19 protein-coding genes are annotated in these 20,128 nt (G+C 63.5%); 9 read left to right on the top strand and 10 right to left on the bottom strand.

Annotation, left to right across the window (positions count from 1 at the left end):
* Positions 1 to 74: 74 nt before the first annotated feature.
* Positions 75 to 1,052 carry an NAD-dependent epimerase/dehydratase family protein gene (locus tag AC6I97_RS02935; RefSeq protein ID WP_497944008.1) on the top strand — a complete coding sequence of 326 codons (978 nt, stop codon included), beginning with the start codon at positions 75 to 77 and terminating at the stop codon, positions 1,050 to 1,052.
* A gap of 56 nt (positions 1,053 to 1,108) precedes the next feature.
* On the opposite strand, the gene AC6I97_RS02940 is transcribed toward AC6I97_RS02935, so the two are convergent.
* Genes AC6I97_RS02940 through AC6I97_RS02950 form a run of 3 tightly spaced genes read right to left on the bottom strand, consistent with a single transcriptional unit; the run spans position 1,109 to position 4,892 of the window.
* Complete coding sequence (locus AC6I97_RS02940; RefSeq protein WP_497944009.1) at positions 1,109 to 2,467, bottom strand: MFS transporter; 1,359 nt, start codon at positions 2,465 to 2,467, stop codon at positions 1,109 to 1,111.
* Between the two features lie 59 nt (positions 2,468 to 2,526).
* The gene (locus AC6I97_RS02945) at positions 2,527 to 4,293 is read right to left on the bottom strand and encodes a sulfatase family protein (protein WP_497944010.1); all 1,767 of its coding nucleotides are present in this window, start codon (positions 4,291 to 4,293) and stop codon (positions 2,527 to 2,529) included.
* Positions 4,290 to 4,892, bottom strand: coding sequence for a PadR family transcriptional regulator (locus tag AC6I97_RS02950; protein WP_224165842.1), 603 nt, complete (start codon positions 4,890 to 4,892; stop codon positions 4,290 to 4,292). The genes AC6I97_RS02945 and AC6I97_RS02950 overlap by 4 nt, the downstream gene beginning before the upstream one ends.
* Before the next feature lie 221 nt (positions 4,893 to 5,113).
* Here AC6I97_RS02950 and AC6I97_RS02955 point away from each other — a divergent pair, with 221 nt between their 5' ends.
* Positions 5,114 to 6,415 carry an LssY C-terminal domain-containing protein gene (locus AC6I97_RS02955; RefSeq protein WP_224165841.1) on the top strand — a complete coding sequence of 434 codons (1,302 nt, stop codon included), beginning with the start codon at positions 5,114 to 5,116 and terminating at the stop codon, positions 6,413 to 6,415.
* 223 nt (positions 6,416 to 6,638) lie between these two features.
* Here the strand turns inward: AC6I97_RS02955 and AC6I97_RS02960 are convergent, their stop codons facing one another.
* Genes AC6I97_RS02960 through AC6I97_RS02970 form a run of 3 tightly spaced genes read right to left on the bottom strand, consistent with a single transcriptional unit; the run spans position 6,639 to position 8,813 of the window.
* Positions 6,639 to 7,043 carry a RidA family protein gene (locus tag AC6I97_RS02960; protein WP_024818727.1) on the bottom strand — a complete coding sequence of 135 codons (405 nt, stop codon included), beginning with the start codon at positions 7,041 to 7,043 and terminating at the stop codon, positions 6,639 to 6,641.
* Positions 7,040 to 7,801, bottom strand: coding sequence for an IclR family transcriptional regulator (locus tag AC6I97_RS02965; RefSeq protein ID WP_224165837.1), 762 nt, complete (start codon positions 7,799 to 7,801; stop codon positions 7,040 to 7,042). The genes AC6I97_RS02960 and AC6I97_RS02965 overlap by 4 nt, the downstream gene beginning before the upstream one ends.
* A gap of 4 nt (positions 7,802 to 7,805) precedes the next feature.
* Positions 7,806 to 8,813, bottom strand: a complete 1,008-nt coding sequence (locus AC6I97_RS02970) for a sugar kinase (RefSeq protein ID WP_497944011.1) — start codon at positions 8,811 to 8,813, stop codon at positions 7,806 to 7,808.
* 180 nt (positions 8,814 to 8,993) lie between these two features.
* On the opposite strand from AC6I97_RS02970, the gene AC6I97_RS02975 reads away from it, so the two are divergent.
* From AC6I97_RS02975 to AC6I97_RS02990, 4 genes are read left to right on the top strand one after another with little or no spacing between them, the layout of a single operon-like run.
* Entirely contained in the window at positions 8,994 to 10,301 is a 1,308-nt protein-coding gene (locus AC6I97_RS02975; RefSeq protein ID WP_497944012.1) for an alanine racemase, read from the top strand.
* 10 nt (positions 10,302 to 10,311) lie between these two features.
* Positions 10,312 to 11,979: an N-acyl-D-amino-acid deacylase family protein gene (locus tag AC6I97_RS02980; protein WP_497944013.1), complete on the top strand. Its 1,668-nt coding sequence runs from the start codon at positions 10,312 to 10,314 to the stop codon at positions 11,977 to 11,979.
* Positions 11,976 to 12,611 (top strand): bifunctional 4-hydroxy-2-oxoglutarate aldolase/2-dehydro-3-deoxy-phosphogluconate aldolase, encoded by a 636-nt coding sequence (locus AC6I97_RS02985; protein ID WP_497944014.1) that lies wholly within the window; start codon positions 11,976 to 11,978, stop codon positions 12,609 to 12,611. Before AC6I97_RS02980 ends, AC6I97_RS02985 begins: the two co-directional genes overlap by 4 nt.
* 23 nt (positions 12,612 to 12,634) lie before the next feature.
* Entirely contained in the window at positions 12,635 to 14,026 is a 1,392-nt protein-coding gene (locus tag AC6I97_RS02990) for a GntP family permease (protein WP_224092802.1), read from the top strand.
* Positions 14,027 to 14,218: 192 nt separating this feature from the next.
* On the opposite strand, the gene AC6I97_RS02995 is transcribed toward AC6I97_RS02990, so the two are convergent.
* The 3 genes from AC6I97_RS02995 to AC6I97_RS03005 are packed head-to-tail and all read right to left on the bottom strand — an operon-like array spanning position 14,219 to position 17,683.
* Entirely contained in the window at positions 14,219 to 14,725 is a 507-nt protein-coding gene (locus AC6I97_RS02995; protein ID WP_224092804.1) for a universal stress protein, read from the bottom strand.
* A gap of 52 nt (positions 14,726 to 14,777) precedes the next feature.
* Positions 14,778 to 15,122: a CU044_2847 family protein gene (locus AC6I97_RS03000; protein WP_224092806.1), complete on the bottom strand. Its 345-nt coding sequence runs from the start codon at positions 15,120 to 15,122 to the stop codon at positions 14,778 to 14,780.
* Positions 15,119 to 17,683 (bottom strand): CHAT domain-containing protein, encoded by a 2,565-nt coding sequence (locus AC6I97_RS03005; protein ID WP_497944015.1) that lies wholly within the window; start codon positions 17,681 to 17,683, stop codon positions 15,119 to 15,121. The genes AC6I97_RS03000 and AC6I97_RS03005 overlap by 4 nt, the downstream gene beginning before the upstream one ends.
* 227 nt (positions 17,684 to 17,910) lie before the next feature.
* On the opposite strand from AC6I97_RS03005, the gene AC6I97_RS03010 reads away from it, so the two are divergent.
* The 3 genes from AC6I97_RS03010 (at position 17,911) to AC6I97_RS03020 (ending at position 19,414) form a co-directional block, all read left to right on the top strand.
* Positions 17,911 to 18,573: a hypothetical protein gene (locus AC6I97_RS03010; RefSeq protein ID WP_497944016.1), complete on the top strand. Its 663-nt coding sequence runs from the start codon at positions 17,911 to 17,913 to the stop codon at positions 18,571 to 18,573.
* The gene (locus AC6I97_RS03015) at positions 18,482 to 19,096 is read left to right on the top strand and encodes a hypothetical protein (RefSeq protein WP_497944017.1); all 615 of its coding nucleotides are present in this window, start codon (positions 18,482 to 18,484) and stop codon (positions 19,094 to 19,096) included. Before AC6I97_RS03010 ends, AC6I97_RS03015 begins: the two co-directional genes overlap by 92 nt.
* A gap of 117 nt (positions 19,097 to 19,213) precedes the next feature.
* Complete coding sequence (locus tag AC6I97_RS03020; RefSeq protein WP_224092810.1) at positions 19,214 to 19,414, top strand: hypothetical protein; 201 nt, start codon at positions 19,214 to 19,216, stop codon at positions 19,412 to 19,414.
* Positions 19,415 to 19,457: 43 nt separating this feature from the next.
* Here AC6I97_RS03020 and AC6I97_RS03025 read toward each other — a convergent pair whose 3' ends face one another.
* Positions 19,458 to 20,120 carry a GntR family transcriptional regulator gene (locus AC6I97_RS03025; RefSeq protein ID WP_224092819.1) on the bottom strand — a complete coding sequence of 221 codons (663 nt, stop codon included), beginning with the start codon at positions 20,118 to 20,120 and terminating at the stop codon, positions 19,458 to 19,460.
* Positions 20,121 to 20,128: the final 8 nt, after the last annotated feature.

Below are 20,128 nucleotides of genomic sequence, written 5' to 3' on the forward strand. Positions count from 1 at the left end.
GCCCACGCCGCGCCTGTATAGAGGAACTACTCTGGAACTCCAACCCAAGCAGGCCCAAAAAGCGAAGGTTACCCATGAAAATAGTTGTCATCGGCGGCAGTGGCCACATTGGTTCGTTCCTCGTGCCCAGGCTCGTCAACGCCGGCCATGCAGTGACCAACATTAGCCGTGGGATCCGGCACGCCTACACCGATACGCCCGAGTGGCAGCAGGCCCGCCAGGTCACAGCGGACCGGGAGCAGGAGGACCGGGACGGCATCTTTGGTGACCGGATCGTGGAACTGGGTGCCGACGTCGTGATTGACCTGGTCTGCTTTACGCTCGACTCCGCCACCGCGCTGGTGAAGCGACTCCGCGGCGAGGTAGGCCACCTCCTGCATTGCGGTTCTATTTGGCGGTATGGCGCCAGCATGAAGCTGCCCATCGCGGGGGGCTCGGATTCGGCCGCTGCCCCAACCGATGAGTACGGCATCCAGAAGCGCGCTATAGCCCGCATGTTGAAGGAAGAGACGGCTTCCGGCGGATTGGCTACTACGTCGTTGCACCCCGGTCACATCGTCGGACCTGGATGGCAGCCGATCGGGCCACTTGGAAACCTGGACCCATCCGTGTGGGAGACGATCTCCGCCGGGAGGCCTTTGAAGGTTCCCGGAAGTGGCACGGAGCTGATGCATCACGTGCACGCCGACGACGTCGCGCAAGCCTTCGAGAAGGCCATCCAGCGACGTGAAGCGGCGGCCGGGGAGGACTTCAACATTGTTGCTCCCACCGCCCTGACAGTTCGCGGATACGTTGGGATCGCTGCGTCGTGGTTCGGGAAGGAAGCCAGCCTCGAGCCAGTCAGTTGGGAGGAGTTCCGCAGGACCACCACACCTGGGCACGCGGATACGAGCTGGAACCATCTGTCACGCAACCATTGCTTCAGCATTGAAAAAGCCAAGTCCCTGCTGGGTTATGCACCCCGGTATGAGCCGGAACAAGCGGTCCGCGAGTCCCTGGAGTGGCTCATCGACCACAAACAACTCAGCGTCGGAATCCTCGCCACAAGTTAAACCGCGACGTCGGCACTCACCTGAGTGCCGACGTCGAGCCCGAACGGTTGCCTAAGTCAGCCCTGGTGCAGTGCTTCCTGCCGACGCTGCTCCAACGCATTCCGGACACGCTCCACGTCCCGCGGGTAGCAGAAGTAGAGGGCGGTGAGGACTGCTGCGTTGACCAGCATGAGGATCACCAGAGTCCAGAGGAACACGGCCTGGATTCCGAGGCTTGAGGCCAGGGCGCCCGCTCCAAGGGAGAAGACGGCCCACCCGATGGTCTCGAAAACGGTCAGGAAGATAGCGAAGGCCTGGCCTCGGAGTTCCGGGAGGACGACGGCCGCGACGATCGGACGGTTGGCGGGCGGATTGGCTCCTTGGGCGAAGCCGATCAGGGCCCAGAACGCGCTGTAGATGCCGATGTTGTCGTAGTCGAATTGGGTTGCGAAGAATGCGACGGCGGCGAAGAGAACCTGGGCGCCCTGCAGGTAGGCAACCCGGCCCCTGTCGGGAAGGACCCGGTCCAGGAGCGCGACGAGCCAGCCGCCACCGGCGGTCCCGGCGAAGTAGCCGAGCCCAAAGGGCACCAGGACGATGGCCGCCACCGCGTTGGTGAAGCCCCGCTCCACCACGAGGAACTGGATACCGAAAATCGCGATGAGGAGGTGCCCGGAGAGCAGGCGCGAGAGCATCATGATGGAGAAGCTGGGAATCCGGAACAGGGAGGCCACCGAGCGGACAGTGACTTTCGGGGTGAGGCGCTCGCGGCCGCTGAGGTCTGCGAGTTGCTTCTCGGACGCTCCCACTCCGGGGTCTTTCAGGAGCAGTGACACCAGCAGGCCGGCAAGGATGCAAATGCCACCGATGGTCCACATGCCGAAGCGCCAGCCGTCAGTAATACCGGTGAACAATGCGATGAGCGGGGCAATGAAGGAACTGATGAGGCTCATGAACCCGTAGAAGTAGCCCGCAGCCTTGCCGCGCTGGCTGTCATCGAAGGAGTCCGCGATGATGGCGTTGGCGATCGGGCTTCCACCGATGATCGACGCCGACATCAGCGTGTTGAGGATCAACAGTTGAACGAAGTCCTGGGAGAAACCTGCTGCTATGCCGAAGACGCCACCGGCCAGGGTGGTGGCGATCAGCGCTTTCCGTCGGCCGATCTTCCCGGCAAGCCAGGCCCACGCCGGACCGGCTGGGACAGCAATGATCTTGCCGAGTGCGGCCAGCAGGCCGAGGTGGCTGCTCTGCAGTTTCAGGGCCGCCGCAATGGTCGGGAACAGGGTGGCGCTGAGGCCGGCTTCCGTATTGTCCACGACCGTAACGCCGGTGAGGACAGCGAGGTTTCGCCAGCGGTGGGGGACTTTGCTGGCTTGGGCTGCTCCTTCTGCTGGAGCTTCCGTGGCGAGGGCAGGGCTGGGTTGGGAGGTCATGGGCTGTAGGTCCTGTCTACATTGTCAGGCTGGGTTGGGGATGTGTCACTGGCTTGGAGTTACGCCGTGGGGACGGCAGCCAGTTCCTCGGCAATGGACCCGAGGGCGCTCGAGGAAACCGGGATGACGGCTGCGAGCTGGTAGAGGCTGAGCTGGGCGGGGATGTTAACCAGTTCAGTGCTGATGAGGTCGGGGAGGTGATTCTCCACGGCTTCGCGGCCGCGGACGTCCTGGAGCAGTTCCAGAAGGGGCAGTGTCAGGGCAGCTCCGCCGTCGGCGAAGCTGTCGATCGGTGGCAGGGGTTCCAAAGCGATCCGCGCCCTGTCCGCTTGCCGGGCGGCGAGCAGGTGCTGGGCTGTGGGTTCGGAATCGAAAGGAATTCCGAGCCGCTGGAACTGGCTTTCCGGTGCATCGTTGGCGTGCATAAGTTTGGCCAGTGTTTTCAGGAGGCGCAGTTCCAGCGCGTCGTCGATGATGGGGTTCGTTTGGTGTGGGTCTTCTTCAAGGTCAAACAGGAGGGTTCCGTGGACCCATGAGTTCATCATGGAGGTGGTCTGGACTTGCATTGTCCGCAGTCCCTTGGTGAAGCTGAACGCTTCCGCAGGTTCCCACTGCGCGAGTTCGGCTGTGGAGAACCGCGACCGCATGTGGGTGGGCATCAGCGTGTAATCCTCCAGTGGTGCGTTGGAAGGACCGACGGCGGCACGCATGTAGACGTAGCGGCCGTCAGTGACGTTGACGTGGCCACCGTGGATACCGAACAGGGCCGCCTCACGTACTTCGCTGTCGTCCTGCAGCACGGCGGCCAGGTCCTGGCCCTGCATGTCCTCCGTAGGTTCGACGCCGAAGAAACGCAGCATGGTGGGTGCAATGTCGATGGTCTGGGCGAGGGCTCCACGCCGGGTGTCCTTGCCGCCGGTGCGCGGGTCCCACAGGAACATGGGCAGGTGCACGAGTTCGTTGAACCATGGTTGAACGGATTTTGCCCACCAGCCGTGTTCGCCCAGCAGGAAGCCGTGGTCCGTGTTCACCAGGAGGAGGGTGTCTTCCCACATGTTGTACTGGTCCATGGCATCCAGGACCCGTCCGAGCGACTTGTCGCACATCGAGACCAAAGCGGCATATTCGTAGCGGGCGTGCTCCACCTGATCCTGAGGTTCGGTGACCTTCTGGTATCCCGGCCAGTCGAATTCGGGGCCGTCGTAATCATGCTCGTACAAAGCCTTGTATTTGCTGTGGGTGAAGAAGGGCTCGTGCGGATCGAAAAGCTCGATCTGGAGCATCCACTTGTCTGCTTCATGGTTCGTATCGATGAAGTGCAGGCCGGCGTCCACGGTTTTGGTCTGCGAGTGGTCTGCCTCGGTGGGCATATAACTGCGGTTGATGAGGTCCTGTCGCTTCATCCCGGCACGCCAGTCCTGGCTTCCGCCGGAAGGATTTACCACACCCTTCCACGGGTCGCCTTCCTGGCCACGGAAGAACTCCCAGGTGGTGTAGCGCGGGTGATAGGTGGCGCCTCCGTCCTCCCAATAGTGTGGGTGGTCTGATACGAGATGCGTGTGCACTCCTGCTTTTCCCAGCATCTCCGGCATGGAATCGTCGAAAGGTTCCAGCGGGCCCCAACTGCGGTGCAGGAAATTGTGGCGGCCGGTGTGCATCTCGCGGCGTGCCGGCATGCAGGGCATCGAACCGGCATAGAAGTTGTCGAACGTCGCCGTCTTTGCTGCCAGGCGGGCAAAGTTGGGGGCGTCCACGAACGTGTCCGCCGCGTAAGGGGAGAGCATATGCCTGTTGAGGCTGTCGAACATGAGAATGATGGCCTTCATGGTTGCAGCTCCGCCGGTACTGCGGTGAGCGAACGGGACGAGAGCTGCCCATCCAGAAGCTCCTTGCGCAGGCTGATCAGTCCGGCAACGTGGGCGTCGATGGCACTCGCACCCATGAGGTGCAGGCGCTCTCCCACCGATTCGGCGAGCTCGGTGTCGAAGGCGATCGTGGGGGCCCACTGTTCCCTGCGATCACGGTTGCGGTACCTGGCGATTTCGTCCTGGCGGGTGTGGATTTCGACGTCGAGAATCCGGAGGAGTTGCTCGGCGCTCATGAAGCCGGCAAAGGACAACCGTGCAGCGAGTTCGGGGTCCTGGAAACGGCTGGCCGGGTGGTACGGGCCAGTGAGCCAATCAAGGAACACGGTGGCTCCTTCGTCAGTGACGCGGTAGGTCTTTGCGTCCTGCGCGCCGGGACGGGGGTCCACGCTGTGGGTCACCCAACCTTGGCTCTCCATGCTCCCGAGCGAGCGGTAAACCTGGCTCATCTGCGTATTGGAACGCAGGAAGCGGCCATGGGTGTCCAGGTACTTCTTGATGTCGTAGCCCGTGCTCGGATGCTCCAGCAGGACTCCAAGAAGGATGTGTTCGAGCTTCATTGTTCTCTCCATTGACAGGTCATTGCGTGATGCCGGTCACGCTTTCTAAGAAAAGAATGACACAAGTGGAATGGTGAGTCAATGACACAAGTGGAATGCTTTTTGGTTCGACGACGGCATCTGGCCAAGTTCCGGCGTCGAACCTTAATGCCCGGGACTGTGTACACGCGGAGGCCAGGAGGCGAAGCTTAAGGAGCACGTGCACCCAGGGGGAGTTCCGAATGTACAAAGCGCCGAACAAAGGAGTCACGGACAGCCGGCTCGACCACGCGTTCTTCGTCCTGGGTGGAGCAGCTGCGGTGTGGCTGGCATTCCTTTTGGTGGGGGAGAGCTTTCATCTGGGGTGGGGCCAGGTGTGGTTTTCCTTTGTGTTCTGGGCCTTCCTGGCCTACCTGCTGCTGCCTCGCCTCCACCGCATCCTGACCACCATTTACGTTCCCGGCTACTTCATCGGCCGGGCCCGGACCAGCGACGGACTGCTCGGTGACCCGGTGAACGTGGCCCTGATGGGCACCGAGCCGCAGATCCACGCGATCATGCGTGCCGCAGGGTGGACCATCGCGGACGACGTTACCTTCGCCAGCAGCCGGCGCATCGTGAGCTCTACGCTTTTGAGGCAGAGCTACACCCAGGCCCCCGTGAGCCCCCTCTACCTCTTTGACCGCCAACAGGACTTCGCCTACCAGCAGGAAGTGGACAGCAACCCCGGCAAACGCCACCACGTCCGCTTTTGGCGCTGCCCCGAGGGCTGGATGCTGCCCGGCGGGCACAAGGTGGATTGGCTCGCCGCCGGCACTTACGACCGCAGCGTTGGCTTCTCCCTGTTCACCCTGCAGATCACGCACAAGATCGAGCAGAATACGGACGTGGAGCGGGACCACATCGTACGAACGGTGTCCGCGGCTGAACCTGCCGTGACAGTGCGCGTCATCAAGGACTTTTCCACCGGATACCACTCGCGCAATGGAGGAGGCGACTCCATCTCCACAGACGGCGACCTGCCCATCATCGACGCCCGCCGCGTGCCCGTCCCCGCCGACCAGCCAGCCAGTCGGACGGACAGCCGCGACCGCCGCCCCGCACCCACCATGACGGGCGCATTCCTCGTGGTCATCCGGGCCCTTGCTGCACTTGCTTTGGCCGTCACTTTGCTGGGCTCGGGTGGCAACATCACCGTCGAGGACGCCAACCTTGACCCACAAACCACGACGGCGGCAATCGTCACCATAGCTATGATCGTCCTGGTTTTCGGGCTCGGCGAAGTGTTCCTTGCCTGGCGGATATTCCTGGGCAGCAACGGCGCCCGCGTGATTGCGATGGCACTCAGCTCCATCTCGATCGTGGTCCAGGCCATCGACGCCTCCACGGGGACCACCAATCTCACGCTTGAGGCAGGCCTGTCCGGCTTGGCCACGGACATCCTGGTGCTCCTGGCTCTATCCAGCCAACGAGCCAGGATCTATGCCAAGCGCCAGCGGGTTCCGGCCGTCCCGCCGTCGGTGGTTCGCCGTGTGGCTTCCTGACCTTCTTTCACACCGGGGCCTCTCGAGACGCCGGGGAATACGGCGTGTCGGCACGCTCCGGGAGTCAAAGTGGGTCAGGAAGCAACACACCCGATAGCCACCACCCAGGGTGACGACGCGCAAATTCGCGGGGGATACAGAAACGGGCTGGCGACACCCGGATATAGGTGTCGCCAGCCCGAAACTGTGGCTCTAACGAAAGTGGGTGGCGCAGCCAGGCAGCCTACGCAGTAACTGCCAGGGCGTCGATCTCCACCAGCATGACCTCGTGGGGGAGGTCAACAAAGACAGTAGTGCGGCTCGGCAGCAAACCGCTGGGGACGTTCTCGCGGATGAACTCGCCGTAAACCTCGTTCATGGCGGCGAAGTCATCGCGGGTGGTGAGGTAGACGCGGAACATGAGGACGTCTTCAACGGAGGACCCGCCGGCTTCGAGGATGGCCTTGACGTTCTCCAGCGTGCGACGGGTCTGGACGCGGACGTCGCCCTCACCGATGTACTGGTTTGTGGCGGGGTCCATGGGGCCCTGGCCGGAGACCTGGAACATGCCGCCCTTCTTGATGCCCTGGGAGAATACGTGCGCCGGGGCGGGGGCGTTTTCGGTCAGTACTACGGTCTTTTCACTCATGCTGAGTTCCTTTCGTGGCTGATCCAGCCGAGGTCATTCGAGATGGCCTCGGTGCTGGCTTTGAGGTCGGGCAGCAGCTCAAGCAAGCCTTCATAGCTGAGCATTACTACCGGTACCGAACAAGAGGCTGCGGCAACAACGGCGCCGCTGGCGTCGCGGATGGGGGCCGCGATGCAGTGCACGAATGCTTCGTGCTCGGCGTTGTCGTGGGCCCAGCCCTGTTCCCTGACCTGCTCGAGTTCGGCCAGCAGGGCCTCCGGCGAGGTCAGGGTGTTCTCGGTAACTTTTACGTAGTCCAGCCCCGCGGCAATCTTTTCCTGCCGGCTGCGCGGCATGTCAGCGAGGAGGACTTTGGACACAGCGGCCGAGTGCAGCGATGCAGTCAGGCCGATGCGTGAGTACATGCGGACGGGGTGGTGCGACTCGAACTTGTCGATGTACACCACCTCATTCCCTTCGAATGCGGCCAAGTGCACGGTGTGCCCGGTTCGCCCGTTCAGTTCGGCCAGGTGCGGGTGCGCTACCTTTCGGATGTCCCGCTGCTCCAGGGCCAGCGATGACAGTTCGAACAGTTTGGAACCCAGCATGAACCGCTGCTCTTCGTCCCTCACAACAAACCGTTTCTCCTCCATGGCGTGCAGGAGCCGCATCACGGTGGTCTTGTGCACGGATGCTTTGGACGAGAGCTCGTCAAGGGTGGCGGGCTTCGCTGCAAGTTCTGCGAGCAGGTCGATGGCCCGCATGAGGCTCTGGCTCAAGATGTCACGCTCCGGTTTTGGTGTTGAAATGTCCCTCTTCAACATGGATAGCAGCCCAGTCCTCATCCGAAGAATCGAGGATGGCCGCGAGCTCCCCGGCGTCGGGTAGCGGACCGCGGTCGCCATGAACAGTCAAGGTGCAGGCGGCTGCGACGTGCCCCCTGCGCAGGCTCGCTTTCTGGCCGAGCCCAAACAGCATGCCGCTGAGGTAACCGGCGGCGAACGAGTCGCCGGCGCCCACAGGCTCGACGACGGCGACGGACAGTGCGGGAACCTCTTCCCGTGTGCCACTCCGGTCGAGGGAGATTGCGCTGATCGCCTCGTTCTTGATGACCAGCACCTGAGGGTCCGGCATCAAACGGCGGAGTTCGGCTTCGTCGGTGGTGCCGAAGGCGTGCTCGGCTTCGTCTTTTCCAACAAGCACGACGTCGGCCCGGTTCGCCAGGCGCTGCAGGACGGACCGGTCTTGGCCTGCCCAAAGGGCGGCTCGCCAGTTCACGTCGAAGCTGACGATGCGCCCGTTCCGCGGTTCGGCCAGCAAGGCTTCCAAGAGAGACAGGCACTCGGGGGACAGGGCAGCGGTGATGCCACTCAGATGGATCAGCGCTGCGTTCTCCAGCAGTGAGGAAACGGCGGGATTGGAAAGTGTGCCGCGTCCCATGGCCGACGCCGCGGAACCTTGCCGGTAGTACAAAACCGAACTGCCGCCGTCGGGGTCTGATTCCTGGGCGGGGACCTTCACGTAGAGGCCGGTTGGCCGGGATTCGTCCACCTCGACGCCGGTGACCCCCACCCCGTGCGCCCGGAGGTCGTCCAGAATGCGAGTGCCGAAGCCATCGTGGCCCACCCGGCTGACCCAGTGCGTGTCCAGGCCCATGGCAGCCAATCCCATGGCAACGTTCGACTCTGCACCGCCGATCCCGCAGTGGAGCTCCGTGGCCTGGTGCAGGGGAACAGCTTGGGCTGGGGTGAGCATGGCCATCGTCTCGCCAACGCATACAGCTGACAGCATCGTTCTCCCACTAGTTGTGCGCTTCTCAGCGGTCTTGACTCTCCGTCCGCCACCATGTTAGACATATCACCAACAGGTTTGCAACCAGCGTTGCAAAATACGCAACGCAACTGAGAATCGCATACTGAACAGCCCCACACCGCAGCTTCAAAAACGCAGCCCCGCGAAGGGAATGAACCCGTGAACACTTCCGAAGCCATCTCGGCACACGCCGTGGCCGGCCTTGCAAACCGTCAGCTTGATTGGCGGCACAAGGCCATTCCGGCAACCGCCAACGGGATCACGCACGCCGAATTCCTCGCCGCCAAGCACACCCTGGGCGATCTGCAGACGCCGCTGCTGACACTTGATAACACGGCGCTCCAGGGCAACGCCGATCGCCTGGCTGACTGGTGCAAGGAACACGGCGTGCTGCTTGCCCCGCACGGCAAGACCACCATGTCCCCCCAGCTCTGGACTGAACAGCTCAACCGCGGCGCCTGGGGCATCACCCTCGCCAACTTCGCGCAGCTTCGCGTAGCCCGCGAGTTCGGCGTCGCAAACCTTCAGCTCGCGAACAGCCTCACGGATCCGCACGCCATCGAGTGGGTCGCAGCCAACGCCACTGCCGAAGCGCCCATCCTGTCCTGGGTGGATTCCGTGGAAACGGTGGAAGTTCTTAACCGCGTGCTCACCGGGAGCGATGCCGTGCTGGACGTGCTCGTGGAGCTCGGGGCCCACGGCGGCCGGACAGGCGCCCGGGGTGTTGACGCCGCGATGCAGGTTGCCCGCGCGATCTCCGCCTCACCGAACCTGCGTTTGGTAGGCGTCAGCGGTTATGAAGGCTCGCTCGCGCACACCGCGGACGACGCCGGACTGGGCGCCGTCCGCGGATACCTCACCGACATGCGGCTGCTTCACGAGGAACTGCTGGCCGGCGGGCTGTACGGCTCCGGGTCGGTGATCATCACGGCAGGAGGCAGCGCGTACTTCGACGACGTCGTCTCCGTTCTCTCGTCCTGTATCAGCACCGGCGCCGAAATGGGAGATCCCAGTGTGGACCTCATGGTCCGCAGCGGCGCCTACATCATCCACGACGACGGCTTCTACCGCGGAATCTCGCCGTTTTCCCGGGAAGGCGATCAACCATTCCATGCCGCAATGCATGGCTGGGCACGCGTGGTTTCGCAGACAGAGCCGGGCCTGGCCATCCTCGACGCCGGCAAGAGGGACCTCCCGTTCGACGAAGGCCTGCCCGAGCCGCAGTTCATCGGACCGGTCCTCGGCGGAGCCATGGAGCCTTTGGTTGGGGCCGAAATCACCTCGGTCAACGATCAGCATTCCTTCATGACCTTCGATGCCAAAACCACCACCGTTCGTCCCGGCGACGTCATCCGGCTGGGCCTGTCCCATCCCTGCACAGCCTTCGACAAATGGACCGTCATCCCGGTACTCGCAGACACCAACGGTGACCAGACCGTCGTCGACCTCATCCATACCTTCTTCTAGGACGAACGCCATGAAGACCCTCATCAGCAACGCCACCTTGGTGGACGGAACCGGAGCGGACCGCCGCCCGGCGGACGTCCTGCTGGACGGCGCGGTGATTGCCGCCGTCGTCGACGCCGGAACGTTCACCGCAGGCGAAACCGGGGCCGATCGCACCATCGACGCCACGGGCCTGGTCCTGAGCCCTGGTTTCATCGACATGCACGCGCATTCTGATCTGCAACTGCTTGTTAATAGGCAGCATTACGCCAAGCTCAGCCAAGGCGTCACCACGGAACTGCTGGGTCAGGACGGCCTGTCGTACGCACCAGTGGACGATGCCACGCTTGCAGGTGTGCGGGAGAAGATCGCTGGTTGGAACGACAACCCGGCGGACTTCGACTGGAATTGGCGGACCGTGCGTGAGTACCTGGATCGGTTGGATGACGAAAGCACCGACGACGATGGCACTACAGGCCGGATCGCAACCAACGCCGCTTACCTCGTCCCGCAGGGAACCGTCCGGGCCATGGTGATGGGCTTCGCCGAAGGTGATCCGACGCCGCAGCAACAGCAGCAGATGCAAGACGTGATCCGCACGGCGATGCAGGAAGGCGCCGTGGGAATGTCCTCCGGCCTGACCTACACGCCGGGCATGTACGCGCAGACCGAAGAACTCGCCGGCCTCTGCAGGACTGTCGGCGAGCTGGGCGGCTTTTATGCACCGCACCACCGTTCCTACGGCAAGGGCGCACTGGATGCCTATGCCGAGATGATCGGCCTGAGCAGGGACACAGGCTGCGCCCTGCACCTCTCCCACGCAACCATGAATTTCGCGGAGAACAAGGGCCGGGCAGGCGAACTCCTGGAGCTGATCGATAGCGCGCTTGATGACGGCGTGGACATCACCCTGGACACCTACCCCTACCTCCCCGGAGCCACGACGCTCTCCGCGATCCTCCCCAGCTGGGCATCGTCCGGAGGCACGGAAGCGACGCTTGCCCGTCTCAAAGACCCCGAGACCCGCGCACGCATCCGGGAAGCCGTGGAGATCTACGGATCCGACGGCTGCCATGGCGTAGTTGCCGAGTGGGACACCCTGGAAATCAGCGGCGTCCAGAACGCGGCGCTCGCCGGCTATGTCGGGAAGACCATCAAGGAGATCGCCGCCGGGACCAACGAGGAACCGTTCGATATCTTCGTGCGGATCCTCACCGAAGACCGCCTGGGCACCGGAATCCTCCAGCACGTGGGGCACGAAGAAAACGTCCAGGCAATCATGAAGCACCGCACCCACACCGGCGGCAGCGACGGCCTCCTGGTCGGTGCCAAGCCACACCCCCGGGCATGGGGAACCTTCCCTCGCTACCTCGGCCACTACTCCCGCGATCTCGGATTGCTCAGCCTCGAGGAAATGGTCCATCACCTTACGGGCCGTCCCGCCGCACGACTCAAGCTCCACAACAGGGGCCTGGTCCGGGAAGGCTACGCGGCCGACGTCGTGCTCTTCGACCCGGAAACCATCCGCGATGAAGCCACTTTTGAGAATCCCCGCCAAGCCGCCAGCGGCATCCATTACGTCTTCGTCAACGGCGCAGCAGCGATCGACGGCGGCCGGCCCACCGGTGCCCGCGCCGGCCGTGCCCTGCGTCGAAGCAGTGACGGACTCACCCGAGAAGGAAGCAGTACCACCCAATGACTCCTGAAGAATTCATCCAGCAGCTCGAAGCCGACCGCACCCTCGCCGTGGTCCGCGCTCCGTCCATCACGGACGCCGCGGATCTCTGCCGGGCACTGGCCGACGGCGGCATCCGCAGCGTGGAACTGACGTTCACCACCCCGGATGCGCTCAAGCACGTCAAGCGCGCGGCAGAGACCGCGGCGGACCACGGTGCCGCCGTCGGAATCGGTACAGTCCTGACCGCAGACCAAGCCCGCGCAGCGATCGACGCTGGAGCCAGGTTCCTGGTAACACCAGGCATCCGGCCCGAGGTTGCAGCAGTTGCTGTGGCCGCCGGCATCCCGTTCAGCCTCGGAGCCATGACGCCCACCGAAGTGGCACAGGCACTTGACCTTGGGTCCGGCGTCGTCAAGATTTTCCCTGCCCGCCAGCTTGGACCGGCGTATCTGAAGGACCTGCAAGGCCCCTACCCGGGCGTCCGCTTCTTGCCTTCAGGAGGCATCGACGCTTCCAACGCCAAGAGCTACCTCGACGCCGGTGCTGCCGCAGTCTGCTGCGGCACCAGCGTGGTCCCGCCCGCAGCAGTCGCTGCAGGCAACTGGGCAGACATCGCGGCCCGTGCCGCCGCGTTTACCGGCACCCTCAAGTAGGACTCACCCAGAAAGAAACCCCCATGAATGAATTCCTCGAATGGCTGCGGCACGACACCGCCGGCCTGCTCCTCCTGGCAGGCGCGGGCATTGCCCTCCTGCTGTTCCTGATCATCAAGGTCAAGCTCGAACCGTTCATCGCCCTGGTGGGAACCGGCGTGATCGTGGCGTTGGTGGGTGGGGTCTCAGTGGAAGCCTTGGTCGGCTCGGCCACCAAGAGCAGTGACGCCCTGATTGAGAAGGGCTTCGCTGGCATCCTCGGCCACATCACAGTGATCATCGGCCTTGGCACAGTGCTCGGTGCCATCCTCGAACGGTCCGGTGGCGCGGAAGTGCTGCTCGGCAGGCTCGTAAAGATCTTCGGCGAAAAGGGCACCCCGCTCGCGATGGGCATCACCGGCTTTGTGCTGGGTATCCCGGTGTTCTTCGATATTGGTATCTTCGTCCTGGCGCCGTTGGTTTACGTCGCTGCAATCCGCGGTGGCAAGTCGCTGGCACTGTACGCACTTCCTTTGCTGGCCGGCCTCTCCGTGACGCACGCCTTCCTGCCACCGCACCCCGGACCCGTTGCTGCCGCTGGACTGTTCCACGTTGACCTGGGTTGGATCATCCTCATGGGCCTCATCTGCGGTATCCCGGCCTGGTTCGCTTCCGGTATTTTGTGGGGCACGTGGATCGGCAAGCGCGTCATGGTCAATGTTCCCGAGGACCGGATTGTCCCCGAGGCCGAGGAAGCCAAGGGCCACGAGCCGTCCATTGGACTGGTGTTGTTGGCCATCGGCCTCCCCATGATCCTCATCCTCGGCGGCACGTTCGGCAACATCTTTGCTCCTCCCGGTGTATTCCGGGACGTCCTGCAGTTCTTCGGCAACCCGGCCATCGCGCTGACCGTCGCAGTGCTGCTGGCCATGTGGCTCCTGGGCATCCGACGCGGCATGAGCTCCGCCGAACTCAGCGAAATCACCGGTTCATCGCTGCGTCCAGTGGGCATGATCCTGCTGGTTGTTGGCGCCGGTGCCTTCTTCGGCGCAGTTCTCTCGGCTACCGGTGTAGGAAAGGCTGTGGCCGACTCGCTCGCCCAGGCTGGCCTGCCCATCATCCTCTCCGCCTTCGTGATCAGCGCGGGCATGCGCATTGCGCAGGGCTCGGCAACCGTGGCGATCGTAACCACGGGTGGCATCCTGGCCCCAAGCCTTGCCTCCGGTTACTCCCAGCCGCAGCTCGCCCTGATCGTGGTGGCCATCTCCTCGGGCTCCATCATTGCCAGCCACGTCAATGACGGCGGCTTCTGGATCATCTCCAAGTACTTCAACATGTCCGTCAAGGACACCCTGAAGACCTGGACCGTGCTGGAGACAGTGTTGTCCATCGTGGGCTTCGCTATGGCGGCGCTGCTGTACACGTTCGTGAGGTAGCTGCTTCATGAGGTAGCTGCTTCATGAGGTAGCTGCGGCCACCTCTGAGTGTTAAACAAAGAGCTCCGGAGTGCGTTATTGGGGGATACGCACTCCGGAGCGGTCTTTGAGCAGGTGCTTTCGCCGTCCTGCAGTAATCACTCTACGTTGGGCGGGACGGCATTGCCACCACCTCGAATAAGTACTTTCGCTTTAGTTTTTACGGCCAGCTTCCTGGGGCTTTCTCTGCGGCACAATCAGCACGGGCCGGCGTTGGTGGTGGCTCAGCCATGCCGCCACAGAGCCGTTCAAAGCCTCGGAAATGCGGTGGCCCAAGCCAGGTTCCGGCGTTCCAACAATGATCATCGAGGCATGGATATCCTCGGCGAGCCGGCCCAACGCGCGTGCGGGGTCTCCGGCGAGCAACCGCAAAGTCCAATCCGCTGAGCCGCCATCCATGGCCTCGCCGATGAGCTTGCCCAGGTCACTGCGAACAGCTGCGACGTCCTCGTCATCCTTCTCCGGATGAAGCGACATCCGGTGTGTCTCCCGCGCAGGGTCCCATTCCACGAGGTAGCTGGCCTCGTCCACGTACGCACAAACCAGCGGCACGCCGAGTTGTTCTGCCAGCGTCCGGGCCGTTTGCAGCACCTCCACATGCTGGTCGGGCAGGACGCCCACAACCAAAGGAATCCGTCCGCTGAAATTCTCCGCAGCCATACCTTATTGTTGCGCCGCGAGCAGTCCTTGAACAGGCTGTCTGCTCACCGACCTAGTTGGTTTGGGGCGGTTTGTTCCACGTCAGCCGCACCTTGAAATTGGATGCCGTGCTGGCCGACGCAATGAACGCCCCGGCCTCGGCGTGGAGGTCTATGCCGAACTCCACGCTGACCTCGTCAGGCCGGTTCTCCAGGCTCAAAAGCTCATCAATCACGCCCTGTACGGCGGGTCGGACATGCTCCAGGGCCCGCTGGAACGTCTGCTGCGCCCTCGCGAAAACGCCGGAATGATCCCCCGCATGATCGCCACCCCGGGTCACGATGCTCCCGGCCGTGCTCGCGACCTCCACAACTACCGTGCCGCCGTCGTCGGTGGTGAACTCAACCAGCCGGCTCACGGCGACTTTCCCGCCTTGGCAGCAGGCCCCGCTTCAGGTCCCGCTGCAGGTCCCGCTGCAGGGACGGTCCGCAGCCGCCGTGCCATCACCACGAACACCACGCCCACCGCGCAAAGAAGCATCAGATGCAGCAGCAACGGCAGCGCCTGCGACATGTACCAGCTCTCCATGAACACGCCTTTCCCTTGGACCCAGATGATCGGTTGCAACACAGTGGGCAGCAGGAGGAGCCACGCAAACGTCCGCCCGACCGGGTCCTTTAGGGCCAGGATGCCCGCCCAAAGTCCGAAGGCGGCAAGGATAAAACTGGCCACGACCGCGGTCACTTCCACCGTGTAGTTCAAGCCGGCGAGCCCAAAGATCGCAGCGGAAAGCACGACGCCGGTCATCGCAAGACGCGCTGGTACGGTCCGTCCAGGCAGCCCGGCGACCATGAGCAGCAGATAACCGAGTGGTGCCAGCAGGCCGTACAGGATCCGGAGCACGATGTCGCCGCCGTTGTCCTGCCAGTAAGCCTCGTCGAACCACATGAAGAACACCACGATGCACGTCCCCAAGCCACCAGCCACCGCTAAGGCGGCACCGGCCCACGCGAGCGGTGTCCAGGCGAGTGCTGGTTGCGGCGGTTTCGCGGATGGAATGCCCGACGCCGGGACCTGGGTGGGTGCCGGGATCCGCGTTGCGGGGGTCGCCGTTGGCCGCTGAGGTTCTGGCCGCCGGGGTTCTGGAGGCAGGTCCGCAGCCGTATATGAACCTCTTTCCGGGGAAGGCTGCTTTGCAGGCTCCGGTTCTGGTGGCTTCGCCCTCTCGATCTCGGCCCTTGCAGCGCTCGCAAGTCCGTCGGGGTCGGCCGCGGCCGGATCGAGCGTCGCAAGTTCAGCTGATACATCCACCACGGCTCCCCACGAGCCCAAAGACGAGTGGTAGCGGAGTTCGCCCTGGAGGTCGGAGATGCGTTGACGGCGCTCGCAGTCCTGACGGCGCCTTGCTGCTTCGGGGAATTCCGGATCGTCCTGCACCAGGGCAAAGCCGTCCGCCGCGGCCAGCCAATCGCCTGCCTCTTCAGCAGCGAGTGCCTCACGGTATGTGCGGGACATGTCCAGCCGGTGCTGTGCGCTCTCCCTTAGCGCCGTGGCGTCACGGTAGCCGGGCTCCAAGGTCAGAAGGTCATCGAACAATTCAACGGCTTGCTCGAAACGCCGTGCCCTTAACTCCGCGGAGGCCTGGACATAAAGGGCACGTAATTGGGCCCGCTTCATGGCCTGGTCGGCGTTGGTTTGTGCCGCCTTCGCGGCAGCGCCGTCTCCCGCGCCCGGGCTTCCCGGGCCCTGCAGCGGGACTGACGCTTGCCCGCCCGAGGGGGTTGCCGGCGTCGGGACCCCAGCTTGGCCGGCCTGCCCGCCCAAGGGGGGTGCCGGCGTCGAACGTGTTTCCGAAACCGCTGAGCGTGGTGTGCCGCGCAGCGTAAAGAGTTGGGTGGAGCCGCCGCGGACGTAGAGGGCAGGGGTGACCCATTCGAGTGTGCCGTCCGGGCTGGCCATGACCGAGATCCTGCCGACCCGTGCCGCCTCGTCCACAGTCCGGCCGTTGGCGATCGCAGCGTAGAAGCCATGGGCGAAGGCGATGGCCGCGGAGTCACTGATGGCGAATTGCATTGCCGCCACGGCGCCTATCCCGCTCCTGACCAACGAGGAAGCGGTGCCGGAAAAGAGGTCCGACTGGCCCATCTCGCCTGAGGAACAAGAGTTCAACACAACCAGCCGCGGACGTGGTGCAGCAACACTGAGCAAGGCCATGAGCCGCACCGCCCGGACCATCGCGGCCCTGCCATCCGGCCCCACCAAGGCGATCCTGCCTTCATCGGTCCGGGAATCGTAATCGCCGTGGCCCACAAAATGCACCACATGCCACGGGCCGGCAAGCAGCATGGACTGGACGTCGTCCCAGGTTCCGCTCCTGGACCACACCAGCTCCACCCGTCCCTCGGCTACAGGACCGGCCAATGCCCTGCTCAGGTGCTCCTTCTCGGCATCGACATCGAGGGTAGGAAGGTCCCGGGGCGAAGCGACGATGCCAAGGATCCGCAGCGGGGGAGCAACGTCCAAGGGATTCTGGTTGTAGTCAGGGGCAGGGATGTGCCGCAACAGGGGTTCTGTTTGGCACAGGTACGTCTCGGTTTCGGGGTCGAAGAGGGTCTCCCACGGCATGGTAGCCAATTCCGGGGCGGCAAGCCGCAGGACCACCCTGAGTTGCTGCCCTGCGTGTTGGGCCGCGCCCAGGCTGGCCCGGTACGTGCCGTAGACCTCGCGGGTGAACAACGCCTGGAACAACTGCTGGCCAACTTCGCGGACTGCCATCTCGGCCACGGGCATGGTGCGGCGGGCAGCCACGGCAGAAGCAAGAACGGTCGCTTCAAGCTGGGGCAGCCGGTCCAGGATGCCCTCAACGTCCAAGGTGAACATCCCCGAAGCGTGGCCTCCCGCCGGAGCACGGACCACGTGCACCGTGTATTCGCCGCGTGCAGAGCCGGTATCGATCTCCAGCTCGATGTCACAGTCCATCGCGGATCCCTTGTGCGAGCGGGCGTCGGCACGGGTTCTTGAAACCTGTGCGCCAGCGTCCTAGGTACAGATTGGCCCTTCGCCGGATTCCCCACAAGACCCCGCGTTGACTCATCAAAGATGCCCGCGTAGCGGTATTCGAGGAATCATTTGAGAATGCCCGCGTAGCGGCGTGTCCGCCGGGGCTGGTGTCCGCCGCTTCGGCAGTGTGAGCCATGTAGCTTTCGATGAGTGAACGCAGGGCTGTCACCAAGGCGATTGCCACCCGTTATGCCCGCTCGGACCGGGCGGCGAAGAAACAGGTTCTGAACGAGTTGTGCGCGACGACGGGCTGGCACCGGGACCATGCCCGGAAGGCTTTGCGGCAGGCTCTGGTGTTGAAACCGGTCCGGCCGCGGGCGCCGCGGCCTCCGCTCTACGGGGAGCCGGTGATCGAGGCGCTGCGGTTCTGCTGGGCGGTGCAGGGGACCCCGTGCGGGCGGCTGCTCGCAGCGGCCCTGCCTGATCTGGTGCCACGCCTGCGCCGGTTCAACGAGCTGCAGATCGATGACAGCACGGCGGCGCAATTACTGCGTATCGCACCGGCGACCATTGACCGCCGGCTCAAGCCGGACCGGGCAAAACTCGATCCCCGGGGCCGGTCCCACACCAAGCCCGGGACACTGCTGAAAGACTCCATCCCGATGCGGACCTGGGCCGAATGGGACGACGCGGTGCCCGGGTTCGTGGAAATCGATCTGGTGGGCCACGAGGGTGGCAACAGCCGACATTGCAACGGGCTGGACCGAGACCAGATCGGTGCGGAACAAGGCCCAGAAATGGGTTTTCGCGGCCATCAAAGACGCGACCGCCGCGTTCCCGTTCCCCATCCTTGGCATCGATTCCGATAACGGCACGGAGTTCATCAACTGGGAGCTGCTGGCCTGGTGCGAACAGGAGAGCCTAACGTTCACCCGATCCCGCTCCGGGAACAAGAACGACGGGGCGCACGTGGAACAGAAGAACTGGCACATCGTCCGCCAGACCGTCGGCTACCACCGCTACGACACCGCCGCCGAACTGGAACTCTTGAACCGGATCTGGGCGCTGCAGCGGCTGCTGACGAACCATTTCGGACCGCAACAGAAACTCCTCGCGAAGGTCCGGACCGGGGCGAAGATCACCAAGACCTACGACGCGCCCGCGACGCCCTACCAACGTGTCCTGGCCGATACCGGCACTGTCTCACGGGACGTGAAAACAAGGCTGCGTCGTGAAAACAAGCCCTTGAATCCGGCCGCCATCCAGCGCCAGATCCAGGCCCTCAGCGCCGACCTCCTGACCCTGACCACCGCCAAACGCGCAGCCAAACCCCAACCAACCCTCCGGGCAAAACCAAATGATTCCACGAATCAACCCAGACGGGCATCTTGACATGATTCTTCGGGGACCCTGAAAGCCCCGCACTTATGCAGCGACACCTGCAGACGGGCAGCCCTTGTAGACAACCCGGCCCCGGCCTACGGTTAATCCGAAGGAAGGTGGTCTGTGATGGAAATCTTCATGTGGTGGCTGGACCTGCACTTGGACAGCAAGGAATGGCTACGCGAAAACCTGCGTGCCGAGGAACTTCCGTTGCAGGTCCTGCAGCACATTGCCGAGGCCGGCGGCCCTCATCCGGACAAAGTCAGTGGGGTGCTGACGGTGCAGGATTGGGACTTCATTGAGACGCAGTCGGAGTTCGTGGACTAAGGCCGGGCCAGAGTCGCGGAAAGCCGGTTTACGTCTGCCCCGCTTACTTCTGCTGTAGGGGCTCTTCGTGGAGGGCATTCTGGAATTGACTGACCATTTCCTGGCGGAAGGCATCGAAGTCTCCGGCCAGCGCCAGTTCAGCCAATTTCTCATGCTCAACAGCGATTTCGTGGAGGTCGCTGTAGGTACGGTGATCGACCGCCAGGTACAGGCGCAGCTTGTTCTCCCACCCGTTCCACATGTTTTGCAGGGCGGTATTCCCCGAAAATTCGTAGAAGAGCCTGTGGAAACGAAGGTGGGCGTCAATGCTGCCGGGGATGTCATTGGTGTCGGTGGCCCGGTACAGTTCCTCGATGGTCTGCTTGAGCCGGAGCCGCTCGGGACCCCGCAGGGTGGGGGCTGAGAGCTCAGCTGCATAGGGCTCGACGAGTACCCGGATCGACGCGATTTCTGCGACGTCACGAGCGCTGACTTCTACGACGAAGGACCCCCGGAAGGGAACCTTGACCACCAGCCCTTCTTCCTCGAGCTTTGTCAGCGCCTCACGGAGCGGGGATCGACTGATACCGAGGTCTGCGGCGATATGCGTCTCGCGCAGTTGTTCACCAGGCGGCACAGTTCCGTTCAGGATGGCGGTGCGGAGAACGCGGTAGACACCGTCCGGCGTCGTCATCCGCTGTTCCTGCCACGTGAACTTGCGGTCCATTTTCCGCC

Source organism: Arthrobacter sp. TmtSoilC48 (assembly GCF_059739425.1).